Source organism: Rheinheimera sp., from assembly GCF_965283995.1.
Lineage (GTDB): Bacteria > Pseudomonadota > Gammaproteobacteria > Enterobacterales > Alteromonadaceae > Pararheinheimera.
The window spans coordinates 3191339-3216785 of record NZ_CBDIQG010000001.1 but is presented as its reverse complement, the minus strand read 5'-3'; the positions used below and the strand labels follow the sequence as shown (position 1 = coordinate 3216785).

Annotated in this window: 12 protein-coding genes, 2 tRNA genes and 3 rRNA genes; 5 read left to right on the top strand and 12 right to left on the bottom strand. The window is 52.0% G+C overall.

Annotated elements, in window-relative coordinates; genetic code table 11:
- The first annotated feature begins 41 nt into the window (after window positions 1-41).
- Genes uvrD through ACQ66Q_RS14305 form a run of 3 tightly spaced genes read left to right on the top strand, consistent with a single transcriptional unit; the run spans window position 42 to window position 5464 of the window.
- Window positions 42-2210 (top strand): DNA helicase II, encoded by a 2169-nt coding sequence (gene uvrD / locus ACQ66Q_RS14315; RefSeq protein ID WP_430457420.1) that lies wholly within the window; start codon window positions 42-44, stop codon window positions 2208-2210.
- Entirely contained in the window at window positions 2188-4302 is a 2115-nt protein-coding gene (locus ACQ66Q_RS14310; RefSeq protein ID WP_430457419.1) for a GNAT family N-acetyltransferase, read from the top strand. The genes uvrD and ACQ66Q_RS14310 overlap by 23 nt, the downstream gene beginning before the upstream one ends.
- Before the next feature lie 49 nt (window positions 4303-4351).
- Window positions 4352-5464, top strand: coding sequence for an ABC transporter substrate-binding protein (locus tag ACQ66Q_RS14305; RefSeq protein ID WP_430457418.1), 1113 nt, complete (start codon window positions 4352-4354; stop codon window positions 5462-5464).
- Window positions 5465-6361: 897 nt separating this feature from the next.
- On the opposite strand, the gene rrf is transcribed toward ACQ66Q_RS14305, so the two are convergent.
- From rrf to ACQ66Q_RS14265, 8 genes are all read right to left on the bottom strand, one after another.
- Window positions 6362-6476: ribosomal RNA gene (gene rrf, locus ACQ66Q_RS14300) — 5S ribosomal RNA — on the bottom strand.
- An 82-nt stretch (window positions 6477-6558) separates the two neighbouring features.
- A 23S ribosomal RNA gene (locus tag ACQ66Q_RS14295) occupies window positions 6559-9441 on the bottom strand.
- A 202-nt stretch (window positions 9442-9643) separates the two neighbouring features.
- Window positions 9644-9719 (bottom strand) — tRNA-Ala (locus ACQ66Q_RS14290).
- Window positions 9720-9732: 13 nt separating this feature from the next.
- Window positions 9733-9809 (bottom strand) — tRNA-Ile (locus ACQ66Q_RS14285).
- 86 nt (window positions 9810-9895) lie between these two features.
- A 16S ribosomal RNA gene (locus ACQ66Q_RS14280) occupies window positions 9896-11420 on the bottom strand.
- Together the 16S, 23S and 5S rRNA genes with 2 tRNA genes alongside form the textbook arrangement of a ribosomal RNA operon.
- Before the next feature lie 607 nt (window positions 11421-12027).
- Window positions 12028-14655: a methionine synthase gene (gene metH, locus ACQ66Q_RS14275; RefSeq protein ID WP_430457417.1), complete on the bottom strand. Its 2628-nt coding sequence runs from the start codon at window positions 14653-14655 to the stop codon at window positions 12028-12030.
- A complete protein-coding gene (locus ACQ66Q_RS14270) occupies window positions 14655-15722 on the bottom strand; it encodes a homocysteine S-methyltransferase family protein (RefSeq protein WP_430457416.1) in 1068 nt (355 codons plus the stop codon). Before ACQ66Q_RS14270 ends, metH begins: the two co-directional genes overlap by 1 nt.
- Window positions 15719-16651 carry a homoserine O-succinyltransferase gene (locus ACQ66Q_RS14265; protein WP_430457415.1) on the bottom strand — a complete coding sequence of 311 codons (933 nt, stop codon included), beginning with the start codon at window positions 16649-16651 and terminating at the stop codon, window positions 15719-15721. Before ACQ66Q_RS14265 ends, ACQ66Q_RS14270 begins: the two co-directional genes overlap by 4 nt.
- A gap of 149 nt (window positions 16652-16800) precedes the next feature.
- Between ACQ66Q_RS14265 and ACQ66Q_RS14260 the strand changes: the two genes are divergently transcribed.
- On the top strand, window positions 16801-17730 hold the full coding sequence (locus tag ACQ66Q_RS14260) for a hypothetical protein (RefSeq protein WP_430457414.1): 930 nt from the start codon (window positions 16801-16803) through the stop codon (window positions 17728-17730).
- A gap of 104 nt (window positions 17731-17834) precedes the next feature.
- On the opposite strand, the gene recA is transcribed toward ACQ66Q_RS14260, so the two are convergent.
- Window positions 17835-18893, bottom strand: a complete 1059-nt coding sequence (gene recA, locus ACQ66Q_RS14255; RefSeq protein WP_377243511.1) for a recombinase RecA — start codon at window positions 18891-18893, stop codon at window positions 17835-17837.
- Window positions 18894-18936: 43 nt separating this feature from the next.
- The gene (locus ACQ66Q_RS14250) at window positions 18937-19449 is read right to left on the bottom strand and encodes a CinA family protein (protein ID WP_377243514.1); all 513 of its coding nucleotides are present in this window, start codon (window positions 19447-19449) and stop codon (window positions 18937-18939) included.
- 34 nt (window positions 19450-19483) lie between these two features.
- Between ACQ66Q_RS14250 and mutS the strand changes: the two genes are divergently transcribed.
- Complete coding sequence (gene mutS / locus ACQ66Q_RS14245; RefSeq protein ID WP_430457413.1) at window positions 19484-22060, top strand: DNA mismatch repair protein MutS; 2577 nt, start codon at window positions 19484-19486, stop codon at window positions 22058-22060.
- Between the two features lie 64 nt (window positions 22061-22124).
- Here the strand turns inward: mutS and ACQ66Q_RS14240 are convergent, their stop codons facing one another.
- Both ACQ66Q_RS14240 and ACQ66Q_RS14235 read right to left on the bottom strand, forming a co-directional pair.
- Window positions 22125-22991: a transglutaminase family protein gene (locus ACQ66Q_RS14240; protein WP_430457412.1), complete on the bottom strand. Its 867-nt coding sequence runs from the start codon at window positions 22989-22991 to the stop codon at window positions 22125-22127.
- Window positions 22992-23019: 28 nt separating this feature from the next.
- Window positions 23020-25446, bottom strand: coding sequence for a circularly permuted type 2 ATP-grasp protein (locus ACQ66Q_RS14235; RefSeq protein ID WP_430457411.1), 2427 nt, complete (start codon window positions 25444-25446; stop codon window positions 23020-23022).
- Between the last annotated feature and the right edge of the window lies 1 nt (window position 25447).

The window sequence follows — 25447 nt, the reverse complement described above, 5'->3', positions numbered from 1 at the left end:
TCTGGTATACTGCCTGTAAATTTATCCATAGGTTTGAGTTGATGGACGTTTCGCTGCTGCTTGATGGTTTAAACGATAAACAACGTGATGCGGTCGCCGCACCGCCACAACATATGCTGGTATTGGCTGGTGCCGGCTCCGGCAAAACCCGTGTGCTGGTGCATCGGCTGGCCTGGCTGATGCAAGTTGAACGGGTGGCGCCTTATTCCTTACTGGCAGTAACCTTCACCAATAAAGCAGCGCAGGAAATGCGTTCGCGCATCGAACAAACTGTTGGTGTCAGCCTGAACAATCTGTGGATGGGTACTTTCCACGGTTTATCCCACCGCTTGCTACGAGCGCATTATCAGGAAGCCAATCTGCCGCAAGGTTTTCAGATCATCGATTCCGACGATCAATATCGTTTGGTTCGGCGAGTGCTCAAAGCATTGAATCTGGACGAAAAACACTGGGCACCAAAACAAGTGCAATGGTTTATCAATGCGCGCAAAGACGACGCTGAACGACCAGGCACTCTGACGCACGGCGGTGATTTTAATTTGCAGACCCTGATTAAAATCTACGCCGCCTATCAGGAAATGTGCGATCGCGCCGGTCTGGTCGATTTTGCCGAGATCTTGCTGCGCAGCTTCGAACTACTGAAAAACAATGCTCAGGTCCGCGGCCACTATCAGCAGCGGTTTCGCCACATTCTGGTCGACGAGTTTCAGGATACCAACACGATCCAGTATCAGTGGTTGCGCCTTTTGGCCGGTGATCACGCCCGCGTGATGATTGTTGGCGACGACGACCAGTCCATTTATGGCTGGCGTGGCGCGAAAGTGGAAAATATTCAGCAATTCCTCAAAGATTTCCCGTCACCGGAAACCATCCGGCTGGAACAGAACTACCGCTCGACCGGCATCATCCTCAAAGCCGCGAACGCGGTGATCAGCAACAATCAGGGCCGGCTGGGCAAAGACTTATGGACCGACGGTGATGATGGCGAACCGATTTCGTTGTACAGCGCTTTTAACGAACTGGACGAAGCGCGGTTTATTGTCAGCCGTATTCGCGAATGGCGCCGTCAGGGCGGCAAACTGACCGAAGCGGCAGTGTTGTATCGCAACAATGCCCAGTCGCGTGTGCTGGAAGAAGCGCTAATCCAGGATGGCATCCATTACCGGATTTACGGCGGTCTGCGTTTCTATGAACGTCAGGAAATTAAAGATGCCTTGTCTTATCTGCGACTGATTAATAACCGTCAGGATGATGCCGCGCTGGAGCGGATCATCAATACGCCCACCCGTGGCATCGGTGATTCCAGCATGGATAAAGTGCGTGAGTTTGCGCGCGCCAGCTCACAGACGCTGTGGCAAAGCCTGCAGCAGATGTTGCACCAGAAAGAGCTGAGTGGCCGTGCCGCCAATGCGGTATCGGCTTTTATGGATCTGATTAATAAGCTTGATGATGATATCCGTGACCTGTCGCTGGATGAACAGGCTGACCATGTGATCCATCAATCGGGTCTGTACGCCATGTATCAGGCCGAAAAAGGTGAAAAAGCCCAGACCCGCACCGAGAACTTAAATGAACTGGTCAACGCCTGCGCCAATTTGAACTTCAGCAATAATGAAGAGATGACACCCCTGTCGGCATTTTTGTCACAAGCGGCACTGGAAGCCGGTGAATATCAGGCCGAGGAGCATTCTGATGCCGTGCAGCTGATGACATTGCACACCGCTAAAGGACTGGAATTTCCATTGGTGTTTGTCTGTGGCCTGGAAGAAGGCATGTTTCCGAGTCAGCAAAGCGGCGACGACCCAACGCGGCTGGAAGAAGAACGTCGGCTTTGTTACGTCGGTATGACACGCGCCATGCAAAAACTGTATTTATGCCATGCCGAGAGCCGGCGCTTGTATGGCCAGGAGCAATACAACAAACCATCTCGGTTCCTGCGGGAGATCCCGGCAGAATATGTCGAGGAGATCCGCCTGACCACTACCGTCAGCCGGCCGACCCAATTCAACCGGTTTGGCAGTGCTGCCAGTCATAGTGCATTTGAAAATACCGGCTTTAAACTGGGTCAACGTGTCCATCACGAAAAATTCGGCGAAGGTACGGTGTTGAACTACGAGGGCACCGGCAATCAGTCGCGGATCCAGATCAACTTCGATGCGCTCGGCAGCAAGTGGCTGGTTACATCCTATGCCCGACTCACTGCCCTCTGAGATCCAATCGGTATGGGACCAGTGCCGGGCACGGCGCTGGCGACTGCCATTGTGGTTACAGGGTGAACCGGCGTTTCTTCAGTCTGGCTGGCAGCAGTTGCAGACACAGCTGCAGGCTGGCGAGACAATATTCTGGCTTGGTGAATGCTGGCCAGAACTGTCCACAGCTGCCAACATCCGCCAAATCAGCGGTCAGGCTCGGCAACAGTTACTGGGCCAGGAATGCGACTGGCTGGTCATTAATGCCACGCAAGGGGTGGACTGGGATTTAATCGCCGCGAGTATGGGCTGTGTGAAAGCTGGTGGTTTATGGTTAGTGTTAACCCCGGAACCAGCCAAATTTGCCGGTTTGCCCAATCCTGCTGCCAGCCGGGTGCTGTCTTTTCCAACCGATGCCAAGACGCATGTCGGTCATTTTCAGGCCTATCTGACTGCGCTGTGGCCACAACAGCCGCTATTGTCCTGGTCAGTGCATGGCCTCAGTGCTGTGCCGCCACAATTTTCCCGCCAGATCACCAACGCAGCGACTTTCGAATCCCCTTATGCCAGTGCTTGCCAACAACAAGCCGTGGCGGCGATCTTGCATCTGGTGAAAGGACATCGCCATCGTCCACTGGTACTGAGTGCCCATCGGGGCCGGGGTAAATCTGCTGCGCTGGGCATCGCCGCCGCGCAGCTGCAACAAGCGGGCAAGACCCGCCTGATTATCACCGCGCCTCAACCTGCGGCAGCACAAGTGGCATTACAAACCTGTAGCGCCGTGCTGGGACCGGACATCGCTGTACAACTGCAATTTTGGCCACTGGACCGTTTGCTGGCAGAACAACCAGCTGCGGACTTGCTGTTGATAGACGAGGCCGCTGCGATCCCGGCGCCGCTATTACAGGCTTTGGTCGAACAGTACAGCCGCATCGTCATGGCGACGACAGAGCATGGTTATGAGGGGACCGGTCGTAGTTTTCAGCTGCGTTTTCAACAGTACCTGCAACTACACCGACCAGGCTGGCGCAAACTGGTACTGCAACAACCAATTCGCTATGGCCAGGACGATCCGCTGGAGCAAATGATTTTTAATAGCTTCTTGCTGGCTGACAGTGATTGCCTCCCAGAAGGGGCTGCAATTGCGGTCATGTCAGCGCCCCCGCAATTTTATTATTATCAGGCGGCTGATTTATTGGGTCAGCCACAGTTGTTGCGCCAGATCTTCCGGCTGGCTTGTCTGGCGCACTATCAGACGTCCGTCAGGGATTTATGGGCTTTGCTCGATGATCCCACGCTGCAGGTCATGACGTTACAACAACAAGATCTGGTTCTGGCTGTCGCCGTTGTTAGCCGGGAAGGCCAGCTGCCTGAAGACCTGATACCGCAGATTTATCAGGGACAGCGCAGGGTACAAGGTCATCTGGCCGCACAAAGTCTGATTTATCATTGCCTGACGCCGCAGGTCGGGGCTATTGCTATATGGCGGGTTCAGCGTCTGATGGTCCAGCCGGCGCTGCAACAACAGGGTCTAGGCTCGCAATTGCTGGACCAGATCAGCCGCACCGCAACAGCACAGCAGATCCCACTGTTAGCGACCAGCTTTGGCGCGACGCAAGATCTGGTCAGGTTCTGGCACCAGGCCGGATATCGCGCGGTAAAACTGAGCCAACAGCCAGAACAGAGCAGCAATGAGTTCTCTGTGTTGATGCTGAAACCTCTGGAAACCATCCCATTGTTGGATATAACAGGATTGCAGCAATGGTTTGGCCAGACGTTGTATGCACAGGCTCAGTCTATCTGGCGTGAGCTGGACCCAGAATTACTCAGGTTATGGGTAAGACCACCGCAACACAGCTGGTCCGCCTTTGATCAGCAAAGTCTGCAATTGTTTCTGGCCGGGCAACGCGATTGTCAGCAAGTACTTCTGACATTGCGGCATTGGTTAGATCAGCACTATCTAAATTTGTCGGCAGCGGAAGCCAGTCTCTGGATCCGTTATTGCTGGCAAGATACCGCTCGCTTACTGGCCACTACAGGCCTGAAGAATTTGTCCCTACAGTTGCGCCAAAGCACCTGTTTAGCTGATTTGTATCAAGATCCGCCGCACTGAATCCAGCTAAGCTATAGTTGACTTAATTTTCTGGCGGAGTCTTCCACGCATGCGTTTCAGACTTGTTGGCTTTTATGTAGTTGCCTTGTGGTCTGCGTTGTCATCATGGTTGGCCGACGCGCAACAGCCGATTCGATTAGGCATGTCGGCACCTTTCAGTGGTCCAGCAGCGCAGCTAGGATTGCAGTTCAGGGATGGCGCCAATCTGGTGTTTAACCGCCTCAATGCACAAGGCGGAATTAACGGTGCACCAATCCAGTTGATCACTGCGGATGACGGTTATGAACCGCTCAGAACTGTAGAAAACACCCGGAAATTCTTACTGGAACAAAAGGTCTTTGCGCTATTCGGTTATATCGGCACACCAACATCAAGCGCTATTCTGCCACTGCTTCGCAAACATCAGCGGCCTTATCTGGCCGCTTTTACTGGTGCTGATATTCTGCGCCAGCCAGACGACACATTTATCTTTAACTTCCGGGCCAGTTACCGGGAAGAAGCCGCTGCGCAAGCGCGTTATTTGGTTGACCAACGTCAGTTTCGCCGCGTCGCTTTATTAATTCAGGCCGACGAATTTGGCGCCAGTGTCGAGCGCTGGTATCTGGCAGAACTGGCGCGGCGACAGTTACAACCGGTCGCTATTGTCCGATTTCAGCGCAATACCAACGATATGCACAATGCCGTTAGTCAGCTCAAAGCAGCGACGCCTGATGTAGTGTTAACGGTCGGCACTTATCAACCACTGGTCAAAGCGATCCAACTCGGGCAGCAAAATCAGTTTAATCCGGTGTTCTCAGTCGTCTCATTTACCGGGATCCAGCAACTTCAGCAGCAACTAAAGCAGCCTTATCAGGTATTTGCATCAATGGTCGTACCGGACCCGCAGGATGCCACATCAGAATTTGTACGCGCTTATCGTCATGCTGCTAAAGCTGAAAATATGCAAGCAAGCGATGTAGGATTGGAAGGTTTTGCAGCGGCATCAATACTGGTCTCGGCATTCAAAAGCTGCTCGGGAAATTTGACTCAGACTTGTTTGATGCAACAGTTACCACAACAGCGTTTGTATGATTTTAGTCTCCGTTATCAGCCCGAATCGCATCAAGCTTCCCAGCAAGTATTCCTGTATCAGCTGACACCGCTAAAACTACTGAAGATCTGACCGTTCTCAGCGAGGCGCTGATCTAGTGATGAGTCCTGCCGATCGTCAACACCATACGCACAGACGTATTGCAGTATTGCAGTATTGCAGTATTGCAGTATTGCAGTATTGCAGTATTGCAGTATTGCAGTATTGAACATGGGCGTAACCCTTTATCTTGAGACTTCTGCCTTGCGTGCCATCACGCAAAAATCCGCAGTGTGACAACCAGCCCAGGTCATTTTACCGGACGTAAAACGCAAAAAGGCCCACTCTGTTGAGTGGGCCCTTTGGCTTTATTGGGAGCCTTGATATCCATCGCGGAGCTCTAGGGTGTTCAGCCGTTGTGTGACAGCCGGAGAGAATCCAAATTGTTGGCGTCCTTTAAGTCAACATCGCGGCTTCGTGGAAGTCTGCACCCTCGCAGAGCTCTAGTGTGTTCAGCCCGAGCAAAGCCAAACTATTGGCTTTGCTAATTCCGGTCTTCACTGTACTACTCTACGCTCAGTAAACCGCCGGATTCTAAATACAAAAAACCCCGCTCTCTGAGCGGGGTTCTTTTGTATTGGGAGCCTTCATGCCCTTCGCAGAGCTCAGGGCGTTCAGACCGGCCAACGCCAAACTGTTGGCGTTGTCTGTTTCGGTCTTCACTGTACTACCTCGCATGGGATTGCCCTGCTCGGGCAATATTCCGTCAGGATGCCATAAAGCAAAAAGGCCCACTCGACTGAGTGGGCCCTTTGGCTTTATTGGGAGCCTTCATATCCCTCGCGGAGCTCGGGATTGTTCCGTCGGAAGAACGCCAAACTGTTGGCGTTCTTAAATCCCGCCGTCACTGTACTACTCTGCGCTCAGTAAACCGCCGGATTCTAAATACAAAAAACCCCGCTCTCTGAGCGGGGTTCTTTTGTATTGGGAGCCTGGCGGTGTACTACTCTCGCATGGCAACTGCCACACTACCATCGTCGCAGCTGCGTTTCACTTCTGAGTTCGGAATGGATTCAGGTGGTTCCACAGCGCTATTGCCACCAGGCAAAAACTGTTTGTCTGTCTTTAACTAAGTAAGCTGATCATTCGTTTCACAACAACACGCGCTAAAACAACTTGGGCGTTGTATGGTTAAGCCTCTCGGGCAATTAGTATGAGTTAGCTTAACGTGTCACCACGCTTCCACACCTCACCTATCAACGTTGTGGTCTCCAACGACCCTTATGTGTGCTCAAGGCACAAGGGATGACTCATCTCTTGGCCGGCTTCCCGCTTAGATGCTTTCAGCGGTTATCCGTTCCGAACGTAGCTACCGGGCAGTGCCATTGGCATGACAACCCGAACACCAGCGGTTCGTTCACTCCGGTCCTCTCGTACTAGGAGCAACTCCAATCAATCATCCAACGCCCACGGCAGATAGGGACCGAACTGTCTCACGACGTTCTAAACCCAGCTCGCGTACCACTTTAAATGGCGAACAGCCATACCCTTGGGACCGACTTCAGCCCCAGGATGTGATGAGCCGACATCGAGGTGCCAAACACCGCCGTCGATATGAACTCTTGGGCGGTATCAGCCTGTTATCCCCGGAGTACCTTTTATCCGTTGAGCGATGGCCCTTCCATACAGAACCACCGGATCACTAAGACCTACTTTCGTACCTGCTCGACGTGTCTGTCTCGCAGTTAAGCTGGCTTCTGCCTTTGCACTAACCGTACGATGTCCGACCGTACTTAGCCAACCTTCGTGCTCCTCCGTTACTCTTTAGGAGGAGACCGCCCCAGTCAAACTACCCACCAGACACTGTCCGCAGTCCCGATTAGGGACCTACGTTAGAACATCAAACATACAAGGGTGGTATTTCAAGGACGACTCCATCAGAACTGGCGTTCCAACTTCATAGTCTCCCACCTATCCTACACATGTAGGGTCAATGTTCAGTGCCAAGCTATAGTAAAGGTTCACGGGGTCTTTCCGTCTAGCCGCGGGTATACGGCATCTTCACCGCAATTTCAATTTCACTGAGTCTCTGGTGGAGACAGCCTGGCCATCATTACACCATTCGTGCAGGTCGGAACTTACCCGACAAGGAATTTCGCTACCTTAGGACCGTTATAGTTACGGCCGCCGTTTACCGGGGCTTCGATCAAGAGCTTCGCTTGCGCTAACCCCATCAATTAACCTTCCGGCACCGGGCAGGTGTCACACCCTATACGTCCTCTCTCGAGTTTGCAGAGTGCTGTGTTTTTAATAAACAGTTGCAGCCAGCTGGTCACTGCGACTCTCCGATGCTTACAGAGCAAGTCTTTCACATTAGAGAGCGTACCTTCTCCCGAAGTTACGGTACTATTTTGCCTAGTTCCTTCACCAGAGTTCTCTCAAGCGCCTTGGTATTCTCTACCTGACCACCTGTGTCGGTTTCGAGTACGGTCAACAGTACCTGAAGCTTAGAGGCTTTTCCTGGAAGCGTAGCATCAGCAACTTCACCACCGTGGTGGCTCGTCTCGTATCTCAGCATTAAGGAACCGGATTTACCTAATCCCTCTGCCTACGTACTTTCACATGGACTACCAACGCCATGCTTGCCTAGCTTTCTCCGTCCCCCCATCGCAGTACTGTCGGTACGGGAATATTAACCCGTTTCCCATCGACTACGGCTTTCGCCCTCGCCTTAGGGGCCGACTTACCCTACCCTGATTAGCATGGGATAGGAACCCTTGGTCTTCCGGCGGGGGAGTTTTTCACTCCCCTTATCGTTACTTATGTCAGCATTCGCACTTCTGATACCTCCAGCAGACTTCACAATCTACCTTCGCAGGCTTACAGAACGCTCCTCTACCACTTGCACATAATGCAAGTCCACAGCTTCGGTGCATGGTTTGAGCCCCGTTACATCTTCCGCGCAGGCCGACTCGACTAGTGAGCTATTACGCTTTCTTTAAAGGGTGGCTGCTTCTAAGCCAACCTCCTAGCTGTCTATGCCTTCCCACATCGTTTTCCACTTAACCATGACTTTGGGACCTTAGCTGGTGGTCTGGGTTGTTTCCCTTTTCACGGCGGACGTTAGCACCCGTCGTGTGTCTCCCGAGTAGTACTCATTGGTATTCGGAGTTTGCAAAGGGTTGGTAAGTCGGGATGACCCCCTAGCCTTAACAGTGCTCTACCCCCAATGGTATTCGCTCGAGGCGCTACCTAAATAGCTTTCGAGGAGAACCAGATATCTCCCGGCTTGATTAGCCTTTCACCCCTATCCACACGTCATCCCCTAATTTTTCAACATTAGTGGGTTCGGTCCTCCAGTTAGTGTTACCCAACCTTCAACCTGCACATGGATAGATCGCCGGGTTTCGGGTCTACGCCTTGCAACTATTCGCCCAGTTAAGACTCGGTTTCCCTACGGCTCCCCTATTCGGTTAACCTCGCTACAAAACGTAAGTCGCTGACCCATTATACAAAAGGTACGCAGTCACCCCACAAGGAGGCTCCCACTGCTTGTACGTACACGGTTTCAGGTTCTATTTCACTCCCCTAACAGGGGTTCTTTTCGCCTTTCCCTCACGGTACTGGTTCACTATCGGTCAGTCAGGAGTATTTAGCCTTGGAGGATGGTCCCCCCATGTTCAAACAGGATGTCTCGTGTCCCGTCCTACTCGTTTTCATTCATAACAACGCTTCGTGTACGGGGCTATCACCCTGTATCGCTCATATTTCCAGATGATTCCACTGCATTGCTATCAACTTAAGGGCTAGCCCCCTTTCGCTCGCCGCTACTAAGGGGATCTCGGTTGATTTCTTTTCCTCGGGGTACTTAGATGTTTCAGTTCTCCCGGTTCGCCTCGTATGACTATGTATTCATCATACGATAGTGTGTAAACACACTGGGTTTCCCCATTCGGACATCTGTGAGTCTAACGTCTCTTACCGACTTCTCACAGCTTTTCGCAGGTTAGCACGTCCTTCATCGCCTCTGACTGCCAAGGCATCCACCGTGTACGCTTAGTCACTTAACCATACAACCCCAAATTGTCTTCGGTTCGTATGTTGTTGTGAGTAAGGTTCACAATAAAATTGTTGACCTTATTTATTACTTTCTATCAGCTTACCTAATTGTTAAAGAGCAGTATGAGCGTAAAGCTCAAATCACAACACACCGTGGTGCATTCTGATTTGAACTCAAACAGTTGTTTTCTTCGCTTATGATTTCACAAGGAATGGTGGAGTTAAGCGGGATCGAACCGCTGACCTCCTGCGTGCAAGGCAGGCGCTCTCCCAGCTGAGCTATAACCCCATACAGGCGATATTGGTTGGTCTGAGTAGACTCGAACTACCGACCTCACCCTTATCAGGGGTGCGCTCTAACCACCTGAGCTACAGACCAGCCGTAACCGCAATGGGTCTTACTGTTTGCTCTACATGACAATCAATCATCTGTGTGGACACTTCGTTAAATCTGTTCGCTTTTGGTAAGGAGGTGATCCAACCCCAGGTTCCCCTAGGGTTACCTTGTTACGACTTCACCCCAGTCATGAATCACAAAGTGGTAAGCGCCCTCCCGAAGGTTAAGCTACCTACTTCTTTTGCAACCCACTCCCATGGTGTGACGGGCGGTGTGTACAAGGCCCGGGAACGTATTCACCGCAACATTCTGATTTGCGATTACTAGCGATTCCGACTTCACGCAGTCGAGTTGCAGACTGCGATCCGGACTACGATATGCTTTAAGAGATCCGCTCACTGTCGCCAGCTTGCCTCCCTCTGTACATACCATTGTAGCACGTGTGTAGCCCTACTCGTAAGGGCCATGATGACTTGACGTCGTCCCCACCTTCCTCCGGTTTATCACCGGCAGTCTCCCTAGAGTTCCCGACATAACTCGCTGGCAACTAAGGATAAGGGTTGCGCTCGTTGCGGGACTTAACCCAACATTTCACAACACGAGCTGACGACAGCCATGCAGCACCTGTCTTACAGTTCCCGAAGGCACCAAAGCATCTCTGCTAAGTTCTGTAGATGTCAAGAGTAGGTAAGGTTCTTCGCGTTGCGTCGAATTAAACCACATGCTCCACCGCTTGTGCGGGCCCCCGTCAATTCATTTGAGTTTTAATCTTGCGACCGTACTCCCCAGGCGGTCTACTTAATGCGTTAGCTGCGCTACTCACGGTACAAGACCACGAACAGCTAGTAGACATCGTTTACGGCGTGGACTACCAGGGTATCTAATCCTGTTTGCTCCCCACGCTTTCGCACCTGAGCGTCAGTGTTGTGCCAGGGGGCCGCCTTCGCCACTGGTATTCCTCCAAATCTCTACGCATTTCACCGCTACACTTGGAATTCTACCCCCCTCTCACACACTCTAGTTTTCCAGTTTCAAATGCAATTCCCAGGTTGAGCCCGGGGCTTTCACATCTGACTTAAAAAACCGCCTACGTGCGCTTTACGCCCAGTAATTCCGATTAACGCTTGCACCCTCTGTATTACCGCGGCTGCTGGCACAGAGTTAGCCGGTGCTTCTTCTGCGAGTAACGTCAAAATTAGCAGCTATTAACTACTAACCCTTCCTCCTCGCTGAAAGTGCTTTACAACCCGAAGGCCTTCTTCACACACGCGGCATGGCTGGATCAGGCTTGCGCCCATTGTCCAATATTCCCCACTGCTGCCTCCCGTAGGAGTCTGGACCGTGTCTCAGTTCCAGTGTGGCTGATCATCCTCTCAAACCAGCTAGGGATCGTCGCCTTGGTGAGCCATTACCCCACCAACTAGCTAATCCCACGTAGGCGCATCCGATAGCATGTGGCCCGAAGGTCCCACACTTTGGTCCGTAGACATTATGCGGTATTAACAGTCGTTTCCAACTGGTATCCCCCTCTATCGGGTAGCTTCCTACGCATTACTCACCCGTCCGCCGCTAGGTCCGAAAACCCCGCTCGACTTGCATGTGTTAGGCCTGCCGCCAGCGTTCAATCTGAGCCATGATCAAACTCTTCAATTAAAAGTTTTTTGCTGCCGAAACAGCTGCTCAGTTTACTGACTAAATAAATTGACTATATAGTCACTCAACTGAAGATTTATTCGTATCATGCGATACATCTTCAACGAGTGCCCACACAGATGATTGATTGCTAATTGTTAAAGAGCGTGCTTCGACTTCGAAGCGGGAGGCGTATCTTACACTTCCCAGATTTTAAGTCAAGCAGAGAAATTTACTATTTAAATAAACTACTCTGCTCAACCTACTTACTTGCCTCACTTGCGATTTCGAGGCTTTCACCCCAACCTCGCTGCGAGGCGGCCATTTTAGTCAGTTTTTAATTCGTGTCAAGCGTCTTTTTATCGACTATTTTTCACTTTTCAAACTTACCCGGCGTTTCGCGTTTCGCTTCACCCCGTCGGCATGGCGCGCATTATAGGTCGTTTTAAAACTCGCGCAAGCCTAAATTTGAGAAAAGTTACGCTTTTGCGATCGTTCGCACGCTTTTTGTGCGAACTGCTGTTTTTATGATAAACAACTGTCGATAATTCTAGCTTTCTCAGACGAAGAAGCCAATCGCGGCAACGATTGGCTTCCTGTGTCTACTATATATAGCAGCAAATTAACGTTAGCGTAGATTGGGGGCTAACCAACTTTCTGCTTCTTGCCGGTTCCAACCTTTCTTGGCCGCATATTGTTCCAGCTGATCTTCACCAATCTTACTGACCGCGAAGTATTTGCTGTCCGGATGAGACAGGTACCATCCAGATACTGCGGCGCCTGGCCACATTGCATAGCTTTCGGTCAGTAACATGCCAATTTGCGCTTCTGCATCTAATAACGAAAACAGCGTGCCCTTCTCTGTGTGTTCCGGACAAGCCGGATATCCTGGCGCGGGCCGGATCCCCTGATAAGCTTCGCGAATAAGCTGCTCATTATCCAGTTGCTCAGTTGCCGCATAACCCCAGTATTCTTTCCGAACCTTCAAATGCAGATACTCAGCTAACGCTTCGGCCAGGCGATCGGCAAGCGCTTTCACCATAATACTGTTGTAATCATCATGCGCTTTGGCGAATTCTGCTGCGTACTCATCTGCACCAAAGCCGGTACTGACAGCAAAAGCACCGACATAGTCAGCAATCGCCGAATCTACCGGAGCAACAAAATCGGCCATACAGCAATTCGGCGCATTGTTACGCAGAGCGACTTGCTGACGCAGATTATATAAGCGGCACCGCTCAGTGCTGCGACTTTCATCGGTCCAGATAATAATATCGTCACCGTCGCTATTCGCCGGAAATAAACCAAACACCGCTTTGCCGGAGATCCGTTTTTCTGCAATCATCCGATCCAGCAGCGCATTGGCATCCTGATACACCCGGCGTGCTTCCAGCCCCACTTCTGCATGATTCAGAATGGCCGGGAATTTGCCAGATAATTGCCAGGTCAGGAAAAATGGCGTCCAGTCGATGTAATCGCGCAGTACTTGCAGATCAACGTCGTGCCAGACATGGACACCCGGTTGCTGTGGCGCCGCGGCCACTTTATTCAAGTCCAGCGGAAAGCGATTGGCACGAGCCTGTTCCAATGAGAGCATTTCTTCGTGCTTACGACTGCGTTGATGCTGTTCGATCACCCGCACATATTCATCCTGCACGCGGGCCAGATAATCCGGTTTATGTTCGGCACTAATCAATGACTGCACGACGGAGACACTGCGCGAGGCGTTCGGTACATACACCACACCATGGGCGTAGTGCGGGGCGATTTTGATTGCAGTATGGGCCTTGGATGTAGTCGCGCCGCCGATTAATAGCGGCACGGTAAAACCGAGCCTAGTCATTTCTTTGGCCACGTGCACCATTTCGTCCAACGAAGGCGTGATAAGACCCGACAGACCTATCACATCGACATTCAGCTCTTTAGCCTTTTGCAATAAAGTCGCACAGGGCACCATCACGCCAAGATCGATCACTTCGTAGTTGTTGCATTGTAGGACTACGCCGACGATGTTCTTACCGATGTCATGCACGTCGCCTTTAACCGTTGCCATCAAGACTTTGCCTTGCGTGGTCGCGCCGGTGCCGGCTTTTTCTGCTTCTATAAAAGGTTGTAGGTACGCGACTGCTTTTTTCATCACGCGGGCAGACTTCACCACCTGCGGCAAAAACATTTTGCCTTCACCGAACAAATCGCCGACGACATTCATGCCATCCATCAGCGGACCTTCAATCACATGCAGTGGACGCTCGACGCTCTGCCGGGCTTCTTCAGTATCTTCGTCAATAAAATCGGTGATACCTTTGACCAGTGCATGCTCAAGCCGCTTGGTGACAGGCCAGCTGCGCCAGGCATTATCTTCTTTGACAGCGACCGTACCTTTACCGTGAAACTGAGCCGCGACTTCCAATAAACGCTCGGTGGCATCATCACGCCGGTTCAGCACTACGTCTTCCACACGTTCTTTCAGCAATTCGGGAATATCGTCGTACACCGCCAACTGCCCGGCATTAACAATCCCCATATCCATACCCGCTTTAATAGCGTGATACAAAAACACAGAATGGATTGCTTCACGGACCGGATCATTCCCGCGGAATGAAAATGACACGTTGGAGACACCACCAGAGATTTTGGCATGTGGGCACAATCGCTTAATCTCGCGGGTTGCTTCGATAAAATCGACCGCATAGTTGTTGTGTTCTTCAATACCGGTGGCAACCGCAAAGATATTCGGGTCAAAAATAATGTCCTGCGGCGGAAATCCAATTTGCTCGACCAGAATTTTATAGGCGCGCTGACAAATCTCTACCTTGCGAGCTTTAGTATCAGCCTGACCGACTTCATCAAACGCCATCACTACAACAGCTGCACCATAACGACGTAATAACTTCGCTTGCTGGAGAAACGGTGCTTCGCCTTCTTTTAATGAAATCGAGTTCACCACGGCCTTGCCCTGAATACACTTGAGCGCCGCTTCGATCACTTCCCACTTGGAGGAATCGACCATAATTGGCACCCGGGCAATATCCGGCTCGCTGGCTAACAGATTCAGATAACGCACCATGGCGGCTTTGCTGTCGAGCATCGCTTCATCCATGTTGATATCAATGATCTGTGCACCGCTGACGACCTGCTGACGCGCTACATCTAATGCCGCCTCGTACTTGCCGTCCATAATCAGTTTCTTGAAGCGGGCAGATCCCGTGACGTTGGTACGCTCACCAATGTTGATAAATCGGGCTTGTTGTTGCATCACCACTCCAGAGAAAAGGCTTCAAGGCCAGCTAGGTTAAAACTGTGACTGACCGGCTTCGGCTGGCGTGGTGGTAAACCAGCAACCACATCAGCAATGACACGGATATGTTCCGGTGTGGTGCCACAGCAACCGCCGACGATATTGATAAAGTCGTGTGTCGCCCAGTCTTTAATCTCTGCAGCCATCTCAGCAGCACCAAGATCATATTCACCAAATTCGTTGGGTAAGCCAGCATTTGGGTGCACTGAAGTTGCACACTCTGCAATCCCCGCCATGATCTCAACATATGGTCGCAATAAGTCCGGACCGAGAGCACAATTCAAACCAAAACTCACCGGCTCGACATGTGCCAGCGAATGATAAAAAGCTTCAGTGGTCTGGCCCGACAACGTACGTCCGGAAGCATCTGTGATGGTGCCAGAGATCATCACGGGCAGTTTAAACCCAAGCTCATCAAATACTTTAAGCACAGCAAAGGCCGCCGCTTTGGCATTTAACGTATCAAAGATGGTTTCGAGCATAATCAGGTCAGCACCACCTTCAACCAGCGCATGCGTCGCTTCGCTATAAGCGTCGACTAGCTGGTCAAAGCTGACATTGCGATAGCCTGGGTCGTTTACATCTGGTGAAATTGATGCAGTCCGGTTAGTTGGACCGAGCACACCGGCAACAAATCGCGGCTTTGCCGGATTCTGCGCAGTAAACTCGTCACAGGCTTGTCGTGCTAACCGGGCGGCTTCGCGGTTAATTCGCGCTGCCAGATGTGACATGTCATAGTCGGCCATAGCAATGGTGGTGGCATTAAAACTGTTGGTTTCAATGATGTCAGCGCCAGCCGCCAAATACTGCCGGTGGATGGACAGAATAATCTCGGGTTTAGTGATGACCAATAAGTCATTATTACCTTTGAGATCTGATGGCCAATCGGCGAACTCCGTACCGCGATAATCAGCTTCTTGCAGCTGAAAGTTCTGGATCATGGTGCCCATCGCACCGTCCAGTACCAAAATACGATCCGCCAGCAGTTGCTTAAACTGCGTCGCTGTCAGACGGTCAGTTGTCATGCGTCTCTCCCTTCACCTACCCGGCTTAAATCGAATGGGGTGGCCTGGTAAACATAATAATTCAGCCAATTACTGAACAATAGAAAAGCGTGACTTTGCCAAAGCTTCATCGGACCTTTGGCCGGATCATTATCACGGAAATAATTCTCCGGCACTTTGGGATTCAGCCCAGCAGCGACATCACGTGTATATTCGTCATTGAGCGTGGTTAAGTCATACTCCGGATGACCCGTCACAAAAATGCGACTGCCGCTGGAGTTCTGCAATAAATAGGCGCCGGTAACGTCAGCTTCGGCCAGCACATGAATATCAGCATGCTGTTGGTATTTTTGTTTAGGGACCTGCGCGTAACGCGAGTGCGGGACCAAAAAACTATCATCAAAGCCACGGACTAATGGACATAGTGGTTGCACCACTTTTTGCCAGTACACACCCGACAGTTTGTCGCCACGGATCTCACGCTGCAAGCCATAGTAATAGTAAAGCGCGGCGTGTGCAGCCCAACACAAAAACAACGTTGAAGTCACATGACGGTCGGCCCAGGCGAGGATCTCAGACAATTGTGGCCAATAGCTGACATCTTCATAGTCGACCAACCCAAGCGGTGCACCTGTGATGATCAATCCATCATAGTTTTGTTGTTGGACATCAGAAAAATAACGATAAAAACAGTTCAGATGACTTTCCGGCGTATGTTTGCTGACGTGATTGTCGAGTCTGATTAGCTCCACATCGACTTGCAACGGGCTGTTGGCCAGTAAACGCAGTAACTGAATTTCGGTGGCGACTTTATTTGGCATCAGGTTCAGAATCGCGATACGCAGCGGGCGGATATCCTGCATGCGGGCACGACTTTCTGTGATGACAAACACGTTCTCAGCCGACAGGGCTTCAACGGCCGGCAACTGATCAACCACTTTAATCGGCATACTTACTCCAGATCACCATAAAAGATGCGTCACTGTGCCGAAACCAGCTTAAATTGTCAACTTCTATACGTTTAGACGTCTATATGCGGCTTTGAATTTCGTAACTTTCCGCTCTATGCTGGAAATGCTGTTTTCGTACCGGAGCTATTATGAAAATTTTTGCTTGCTTATGTGGGTTGCTCATCAGTCTGAGCTGCATTGCACAAAGCGTCCAAGTTAAATCCTCTGAGATTCCGGTTTATATCCGCGACGATGTCTATGAAGATTACCTGAAGTTTCTGAACGGTCGCTCAGTCTTGAGTATTGTCGACTTTCGCGGCAGCACCATGCGACGCGATGTGGCGGATGTGGTGTTATTGCAGCAGGCATTAGCATTGGGCGGATTCAACAAAAGCTTTTACTATCAGCCGGGAAAATTTAATTTCCGCAATACTAAAATGTTGGAAAGTGGTGACTCACTGCTTAGCTTTGACACTTACTGGCTCAGTGACGCGCAAGCCATGTCGGGCAAAGTTTTTATCAGCGAGCCAGTCGTGCTCAAAGGCGAATATCTGGCCGGCATCTACAGCAGCCCAGACAACAGCGCAGTATTTCAAATTAAATCTCTGGCTGATCTGCGGAACTTCACCGCTGTTTCCACCCCAAAATGGCGCACCGACTGGCAAACTATGAGCGCGTTGCCATTAAAAGAACTAATCCAAGAAGATGAGTGGTTAAGTCAGGCGCGAATGGTTCATATGCGTTGGGTTGATTTTATGTTAATGCCATTTTTTCACGACAGTAAGGGTGTATACCAGTTGGAACAAATCCGACTGAAAGTGGTGCCTGGCGTCGCCATTTTATTAAATGACAGCCGACATTTTGTTATCAGTAAAGCCCATCCTGACGGGCATTTTGCCAATGAGGCATTGAATAAAGGGTTAAAAATTCTTCGTGAGAACGGCAGAATAAGACAGTTATATCAAGAAGCAGGTTTCATGCTACCAACAGGTTCTGTCAAAATTCTCAATCAGGCCGAATCAACGATTGATCGTGCAACTCCGGCAACAACATCGTCACCAGCACACCAGGCTTTCTGAGCTTGTCATTTTTCACGGGATACAGAAATGCAAAAAGCCCTTACGGGCTTTTGTCTTCATCGGGCAACAGCTGCGTAAACAGGTATCGCCCACAGTGTGTTAAATCAGAACTCTTCGTCCAGCTCTGCTGGTTCCGCCAGAACTACATCTTCCACTGCCGCGGCACCTTTGGTTGGTTGCAGCAATAAACGTTTACGTAGTTCGGTTTCGATCTCCAGTGCGATCGCTGGATTTTCCACCAGATATTTCATCGCGTTGGACTTGCCCTGACCAATTTTATTGCCTTTATAGGCATACCAGGCACCAGCTTTATCCACCAGTTTCTCGGCCACACCTAAATCAATCAATTCACCGGTTTTGCTGATACCAGCGCCATACTGGATAATAAATTCAGCCTGACGGAACGGTGGCGCAACTTTGTTTTTCACCACTTTGACACGCGTTTCGTTACCGACAACTTCTTCGCCTTCTTTCACTGAACCAATACGGCGGATGTCCAAACGGACTGATGCGTAGAATTTCAGCGCGTTACCGCCAGTGGTAGTTTCCGGGTTGCCGAACATCACGCCAATCTTCATCCGGATTTGGTTGATGAAGATACATAAAGTGTTTGAACGCTTGATATTACCGGTCAGTTTACGCAAGGCCTGTGACATCAGACGAGCTTGCAAGCCAACGTGGCTGTCACCCATGTCACCTTCGATCTCTGCTTTTGGCGTCAGTGCTGCCACAGAGTCGACAATGATCACATCGACTGCCGCAGACCGAACCAACATGTCACAAATTTCCAGCGCTTGTTCACCGGTATCCGGTTGCGAAACCAGTAACTCGTCGACTTTTACACCGAGTTTGCCAGCATAAATCGGGTCCAGCGCGTGTTCAGCATCGATGAAGGCACAGGTCTTACCCAGCTTCTGCGCTTCGGCAATGACTTGTAATGTTAACGTGGTTTTACCTGAAGATTCCGGACCATAGATCTCGACGATACGACCACAAGGTAAACCGCCGATGCCTAAGGCGATATCCAGTCCCAGTGAGCCGGTGGAGATTGCGTCAATTTCCAGCGAGGTGTTGTCACCGAGCTTCATGATCGAGCCTTTACCAAACTGACGTTCGATTTGGCTTAAGGCTGCGCTGAGGGCTTTTTGTTTATTGTCGTCCATTGTGAACTCCGGGAAAGAGGGTTTCGCCTGAAATGCTGTATGCTCATACAGTAGTTGAATCAATTTGCGCTGTCAACAACTGAATCATTTGCTGTAAGGCAAAATCGATACTTTGTTGCCGAACAGCTGAACGATCGCCATGCAGCAGGATCCGCACTGTGGCAACTTTCCCCTGCAGATAAAAACCCAAACAGACGGTGCCAACCGGTTTTGTTGCGCTGCCGCCATCAGGACCTGCGATCCCTGAGACCGCAATGGCGCAGTCGGCAGCTGCGGCAGCTGCGGCACCGCTCGCCATTTCAGCCACTGTTTCTTCGCTGACAGCACCAAACTGTAATAAAGTGGCGCTTTTCACACTGAGCAGTTGTTGTTTGGCTTTATTGCTGTAAGTGATAAAACTGCGGTCCAGATAAGCTGAACTGCCCGGGATCGCGGTCAACGCGTAAGCAATACCACCACCGGTACAGGATTCGGCGGTGGTGATAGTCAGCTTTTTCCGCAATAATAGTTGCCCCAATGCCGAGGCCAGCGTCTCGGTGTGCGCCGGAACTGTCATTTTCATACCATTTTGGGAAATCAGAACTTTAATTATGCCGTCAGACAACCAGACCGGGCAAGCGCAGAGTGCCCACACCCCGATGATGCAACAATATCTGGCTTTAAAAGCCGAAAATCCGGACATTTTATTGTTTTACCGGATGGGCGATTTTTATGAGCTGTTTTATGACGACGCAAAAAAGGCGGCGGCTTTGCTGGATATTTCACTGACCAAACGCGGACAGTCTGCCGGCGCACCAATTCCAATGGCCGGCGTTCCCCACCACGCGGTAGAAAACTATCTGGCGCGACTAGTACAACTGGGCGAATCAGTAGCGATTTGCGAACAGGTCGGCGACCCGGCGACCAGCAAAGGCCCAGTTGATCGCAAAGTCGTACGGGTTGTCACTCCCGGCACTGTCACCGATGAGGCGTTATTACAAGAGCGGCAAGACACTTTGCTCGCCGCCGTTTATCAGCATAAACAGCAATTTGGTGTGGCATATCTCGATTTGAGCGCCGGTCGCTTTGTCCTGACCGAACTGCCGGGCGAAGAAGATCTGGCCGCGTTGTTACAACGACTGCATCCGGCAGAGCTGCTGTACTGTGAAGACCAGCTGCTGCCGTCACTGATCCTGGACCGCAAAGGTGCGCGCCGGCGCCCGGTATGGGATTTTGAACAAAGCAGCGCTGAACGCGCCTTGTGTCAGCAATTTGGCACGCGCGATCTGAATAGTTTTGGTGTGCAGGACGCCCGGTTCGGACTGATGGCTGCAGGCTGCCTGTTGCAATACGTTAAAGATACGCAACGCGCCAATCTGCCGCATTTACGCAGCATTTCACTGGAAAAACATAGTGATCATATCGTTCTGGACGCCGCGACCCGGCGCAATCTTGAACTGACACAGACGTTAAACGGCCAGTACGCGCATTCTTTAGCGGCGGTACTGGACCAGTGCCAGACAGCGATGGGCAGCCGGTTGCTGAAACGTTGGATCCACGCGCCACTGCGCGATCAGGTTGCGGTCGGTCAACGCCATCAGGCCGTGGCTGAACTGCAACAATTTGATGTGGAACTGCAGCCGCTGCTGAAACAGATAGGCGACATTGAACGGATTGTCGCCCGACTGGCACTTCGAAGTGCACGGCCACGCGACTTTGCCCGGTTGCGTCAGGCCTTGCAGCAATTGCCTGAACTGACACCAATCCTGAGTCAATTGCAAAGCCCGCGACTGCAACAACTTGGCGCAGATTGCGAACCAATTCCAGCGCTGACCGCGTTGCTCGAACGTGCCATTATCGACAATCCACCGGTGTTGATCCGTGACGGCGGTGTTATTGCCGAAGGCTATCATGCAGAGTTAGATCAATGGCGCGCACTTGCCAAAGGCGCGACCGATTATCTGGAACAGCTGGAGCAACGCGAAAAGGCCCGCACCGGCATTGCCTCGCTGAAAGTCGGTTTTAATAAAGTCGCCGGTTATTACATCGAAACCGGCCGCGCCGCTGCAGATGCAGTGCCCGCCGATTATATCCGTCGCCAGACGCTGAAAAATAACGAACGCTATATCATCCCTGAACTAAAAGAATACGAAGACAAAGTACTCGGCAGCGAAAGCAAAGCGTTAGCACTGGAGAAACAGCTGTACGAACAGCTATTTGATTTGGTCGCGCCGGATCTGGCAGCGCTGCAACAGCTGGCAGCCAGTTTGGCCGAATTAGACGTCCTGACCAACTTTGCTGAACGTGCGGTACGGCTACATTATTGTCAGCCGGTGCTGTGCAACGAGATTGGCATCAATATTCAGCAGGGGCGCCATCCGGTTGTCGAGCAAATGACTGTTGAGCCTTTTATCGCCAATCCGCTGATGTTAACCCCCGCGCGGCATTTACTGGTGGTCACCGGGCCGAATATGGGCGGTAAATCGACCTATATGCGTCAGGCGGCACTGATTGTGCTGATGGCATATATCGGTAGTTTTGTGCCGGCTACTGCGGCCACGCTCGGACCGGTTGATCGGATCTTCACCCGCGTCGGTGCGTCCGATGATTTGGCCTCTGGCCGTTCGACTTTTATGGTGGAAATGACCGAAACCGCGACCATCCTGCATCATGCCACGGCGCAAAGCCTGGTGCTGATGGACGAAATTGGCCGTGGCACCAGTACTTATGACGGGTTGTCATTAGCCTGGGCCTGTGCGGAGTATCTGGCCAACAAACTCAAAGCGTTGACACTATTTGCTACCCACTATTTTGAACTGACCGATCTGCCGTCGTTATTGCCGGGGGTTGCCAACATCCATCTGGATGCTGTCGAACATGATGAACATATCGTGTTTATGCATCAGGTGCAGGATGGTGCAGCCAGCAAGAGTTATGGTCTGCAGGTCGCTCAGCTGGCCGGCGTACCAAAAGTAGTGATACAGCAGGCACGACGTAAGTTGCAGGCGCTGGAACAACAACATCCGGTGGCTGACAAACCCCGCCCGGCCACTCTGCCCACACAGGCCGAGCTATTTGCTGAACCGGCGCCGCATCCGGTGCTGGAACAGCTGACACAGCTGGATCCGGATGACCTGTCGCCACGTCAGGCTCTGGAGTTGTTATTTGCATTGAAACGCCAGCTGTAAACGCAGAGTACACGGTGGACCCGGTCGCAGACGCATGCGCTGTGCCGGGTCGCACGGTCCGGCCTTAATCGAGCGCCAACACGTCGACAGCCACTTCAAGCAGATGTTCGCCGCTGCCCTGCAATACGCCTTTCAGTGGGACCACATCGGCATAATCGCGGCCAAATGCCAGCGTCAGGTGTTGCACATCGGCCAGCACATTGTTAGTGGGGTCAAAGTCGACCCAGCCAAGCACAGGGTCATACACGGCAAACCAGGCGTGCGATGCATCAGCGCCTTGTAATCGTGGCTGTCCCGGTGGCGGCCGGGTTTCCAGATAACCACTGACATAACGCGCCGCCAGCCCCTGACTGCGCAGGCAGCTGATCGCCAGTTGGGCAAAATCCTGACAGACGCCGCGTTGATGCGCCAAGACATCAGCGATTGGTGTCACTACAGTACTGAACTCCGGATCGTATTGAAATTCTTCATAAATCAATTGATTAAGCCGTGCGACATTTTGCAGCATGCTCAGATCTGGCCGATATATCTGCTGCCATAACATTCCTGTGGCTGGCAAATGCGGAATATTCCGGCTGGCTTGACGGCATAAGGCAACTTTGACGTCACTGACAGCGCGGCTGTCGCAGGCTTGCAACAGACTGGCGCCGTCCGCCAGCTGTGATGCCAGCAGCCGCGGACTCACCGACAATTCAGCCTCCACCCGCACTTCCAGCTGTTGATGCGGTGCCAACACATGTAACAACTGACGGCTATTGCCAAAATAATCCAGGTGCGAATACTCAGTGCAAGGTCCGGGTTCGACCGTCAGCCGGTAATTCAACAATTGCTGCCAGGGTAAATCAAGCGGACGCAAACAGGTCAGATTATAACTGTTGGCAATAGATCGTTGATAACCATAACGGGTCAAATGGCTCAGCTGATACCGCATCGGGCCTCCGCGCAGGCAACATAGATGTTCATCCTAACCAACTCCTGGGCGCGTGATTAAAATACGCTAAGGTGATGCTGTCGGATAACAGCTTCAAGCGATGCTGAATTTGACTGAGTAACAAACCAAGCGCTGGCGTAGCGCCTTGTTCGCTATCAAACAGCGACTGCGGTTCAGTCAACTGCAACAAAGTCACCAGTTCCAGCGCCAGCCGCTGGACGGCTGACAGACCCGGTGTTAGCGTCAGTAGCGGCAACCCGGCGCACTGGCGCTGGATCCGCAAGCACTGATAACCAACAGATCGCGGCGTGCTGTCATCAAAAACCAGTAAATCAATCACCGCCAGCGGGTGCAATTGACTACGATAACGGCGCCGGTAAGTGTTCACCGTATCGGCCAGCCGCAACACCGCTTCCATTAATGCTGCCGATGGCTTTGCTTCACCATGCACCGGTACAAAGACGATTTGTAACAAAGCCGCAGTCTGCATGCCGCGTTCAATATGTTGCCCCAGATCCATCAGACGCAGAGCCTGAGTTCGGCTCATAGTTTCATTATTCAGCCCATACAACGCAGTTTGCAGCAGGATAATTTCATCGAGCTGCCGCAGGTACTGGCCGGCCGCGACCTGCACAGTCGATTGTTGTGGCCACTGCCGCAGGGCTTGCTGCAATTTGTCCAACACCAACCAGGTATCCGCCGCGAAAAATTCCCGGGCAGACTGCGCGTTTAATAACAACGACTGTAAAATGGCAAACAAGCCGCCCGGATGGGCCGGGTCAAACAACTGCTGCAGCACCTGGGGTAAATCGAGCACGCCGGCATGGCCGTTGGCCTGTAAACAAAAGCGCAACAGCGGCGTCATGTCGGCTTGTGCCGCCAGTGGATCTGCATGATGCTGACTGGCAAGGCCCAATGCAGCACGTAGTGCCCGGCAGATTTGATTCAATCGTTCATTGTAACGACCCAGCCAGAATAAATGATCAGCGACCCGACTGGTAACCAGGCCGCTGTGGCGCGACAGTTCGAGTGCGCCGCTACTGCTTTGTAACAGACTGGCGGTGACTCCCCGATCTGCCAACACCCAGACATCTTTGACTAACTGCGCGCCGCTCTGCGCTATTTCAGACCCGTGCTGAGGGATCTGCAGCGACAGCACATCTGTGCTCAATCTGGCATATCCCCCCGGCAACACGCTGCCAGGCAGCCCCTCTGCCAAGAGGCTGAACAAACGCAGCGTACAGGCAGCGGCAAATGAGCCGGTATCGGGTTGCCAACAAGGTTCTTGCGGCAATTCCGCCAAGACCATAGCAATGTGGTCGGCCGGATCTGCGGCAATTTGCGCTGACAATTGCTGCAACGCTGCAGCGTCCAGCCGGGCCGGTAAATAGCGCTGTTTACTGCTGATACGCTGTACCCGATAAGCGGTGAGATCTGCCATGACCTTTGCGCAGTGCTCAGCTTCACCAAGCCACAACGCAACGGCCTGCGGCAATATCAAAGGTTCACCCAGTAATGCCTGGCACAACCGCGGTAAAAATGGCGCCAATACACCGCTGTCGATCAGACTGCTGCCCGGCGGATTGACGCAACAAAGCTGCTGCTGCCGGATACTTTGCAATAAGCCGGCGCAACCACCGGTGCCGGAGTCCAGCTCCAGCGGATCAGACTGAGGATCTGGCAAAAACCGTAACAAAGCACCGACACTTTGCAAGCCGGTCAGGGTTTTTAACCACAGTGCCCCATCACGAAACGTCAGATCGGCGCCGTGCACCAGGGCGATATCCAGATAATTGGCTAAATACGCCTGCTCAAAATAATTCGTGTTGCGCACCGAGGTGACCCAAAGCCCTGCCAATGCAGCATGGTCAGCCTCCCCCAACACAGGCTGTTGCAGCAGCTGCAACAGCTGACGGTAAAACCCAGCGATTTGCGCCTTGGGCAGCGCCAAGCCCTGCAAAGGCGCAGCATGATTAAACGCCAGCCGGTGCTCGACCAGATGCCCAAGTCCGGCCGGAACCACGGCATGATCCGCCAATACGCACCACTGACCGGCAGCATCTTTTGCCAGATCCAGACTAAGCAGTGGCACCCAATCCAGCGGCTGCGCCAATAGACCCGCTGCTTGCAGTAAATAGTCAGCCGCACGAAACAGCGCCTCTGCCGGCAATAGATTGTCACGTACCGTTTGCTGCGCACCATACACATCATTCAGCACGGCCTGCAGCAAGCGCTGGCGCTGCAGCATGCCCGCCTCCAGCACCTGCCATTCTTCTGCAGCGATCAACAGAGGCAGCGGGTCCAGCTGACGCTGAGGCGCGGTATGCGTGCCAAAACCCGCAGCATTTTCGCGTAACTGCTGCTGTAGCTCGCGAAACAATGCCGGTAGCCGGGCCTGAGATGCATGCAGCCAGTGACTGAGGTTTGTACTTGCAGGGAAATTGTGGTCTGTCACC

Bases quoted from the DNA above. Each gene is read 5' to 3' on its own strand.
- uvrD (WP_430457420.1), top strand. From the start codon at position 42: ATGGACGTTTCGCTGCTGCTTGATGGTTTAAACGATAAACAACGTGAT.
- ACQ66Q_RS14310 (WP_430457419.1), top strand. From the start codon at position 2,188: ATGCCCGACTCACTGCCCTCTGAGATCCAATCGGTATGGGACCAGTGC.
- ACQ66Q_RS14305 (WP_430457418.1), top strand. From the start codon at position 4,352: ATGCGTTTCAGACTTGTTGGCTTTTATGTAGTTGCCTTGTGGTCTGCG.
- metH (WP_430457417.1), bottom strand. From the start codon at position 14,655: ATGCAACAACAAGCCCGATTTATCAACATTGGTGAGCGTACCAACGTC.
- ACQ66Q_RS14270 (WP_430457416.1), bottom strand. From the start codon at position 15,722: ATGACAACTGACCGTCTGACAGCGACGCAGTTTAAGCAACTGCTGGCG.
- ACQ66Q_RS14265 (WP_430457415.1), bottom strand. From the start codon at position 16,651: ATGCCGATTAAAGTGGTTGATCAGTTGCCGGCCGTTGAAGCCCTGTCG.
- ACQ66Q_RS14260 (WP_430457414.1), top strand. From the start codon at position 16,801: ATGAAAATTTTTGCTTGCTTATGTGGGTTGCTCATCAGTCTGAGCTGC.
- recA (WP_377243511.1), bottom strand. From the start codon at position 18,893: ATGGACGACAATAAACAAAAAGCCCTCAGCGCAGCCTTAAGCCAAATC.
- ACQ66Q_RS14250 (WP_377243514.1), bottom strand. From the start codon at position 19,449: ATGACAGTTCCGGCGCACACCGAGACGCTGGCCTCGGCATTGGGGCAA.
- mutS (WP_430457413.1), top strand. From the start codon at position 19,484: ATGCCGTCAGACAACCAGACCGGGCAAGCGCAGAGTGCCCACACCCCG.
- ACQ66Q_RS14240 (WP_430457412.1), bottom strand. From the start codon at position 22,991: ATGCGGTATCAGCTGAGCCATTTGACCCGTTATGGTTATCAACGATCT.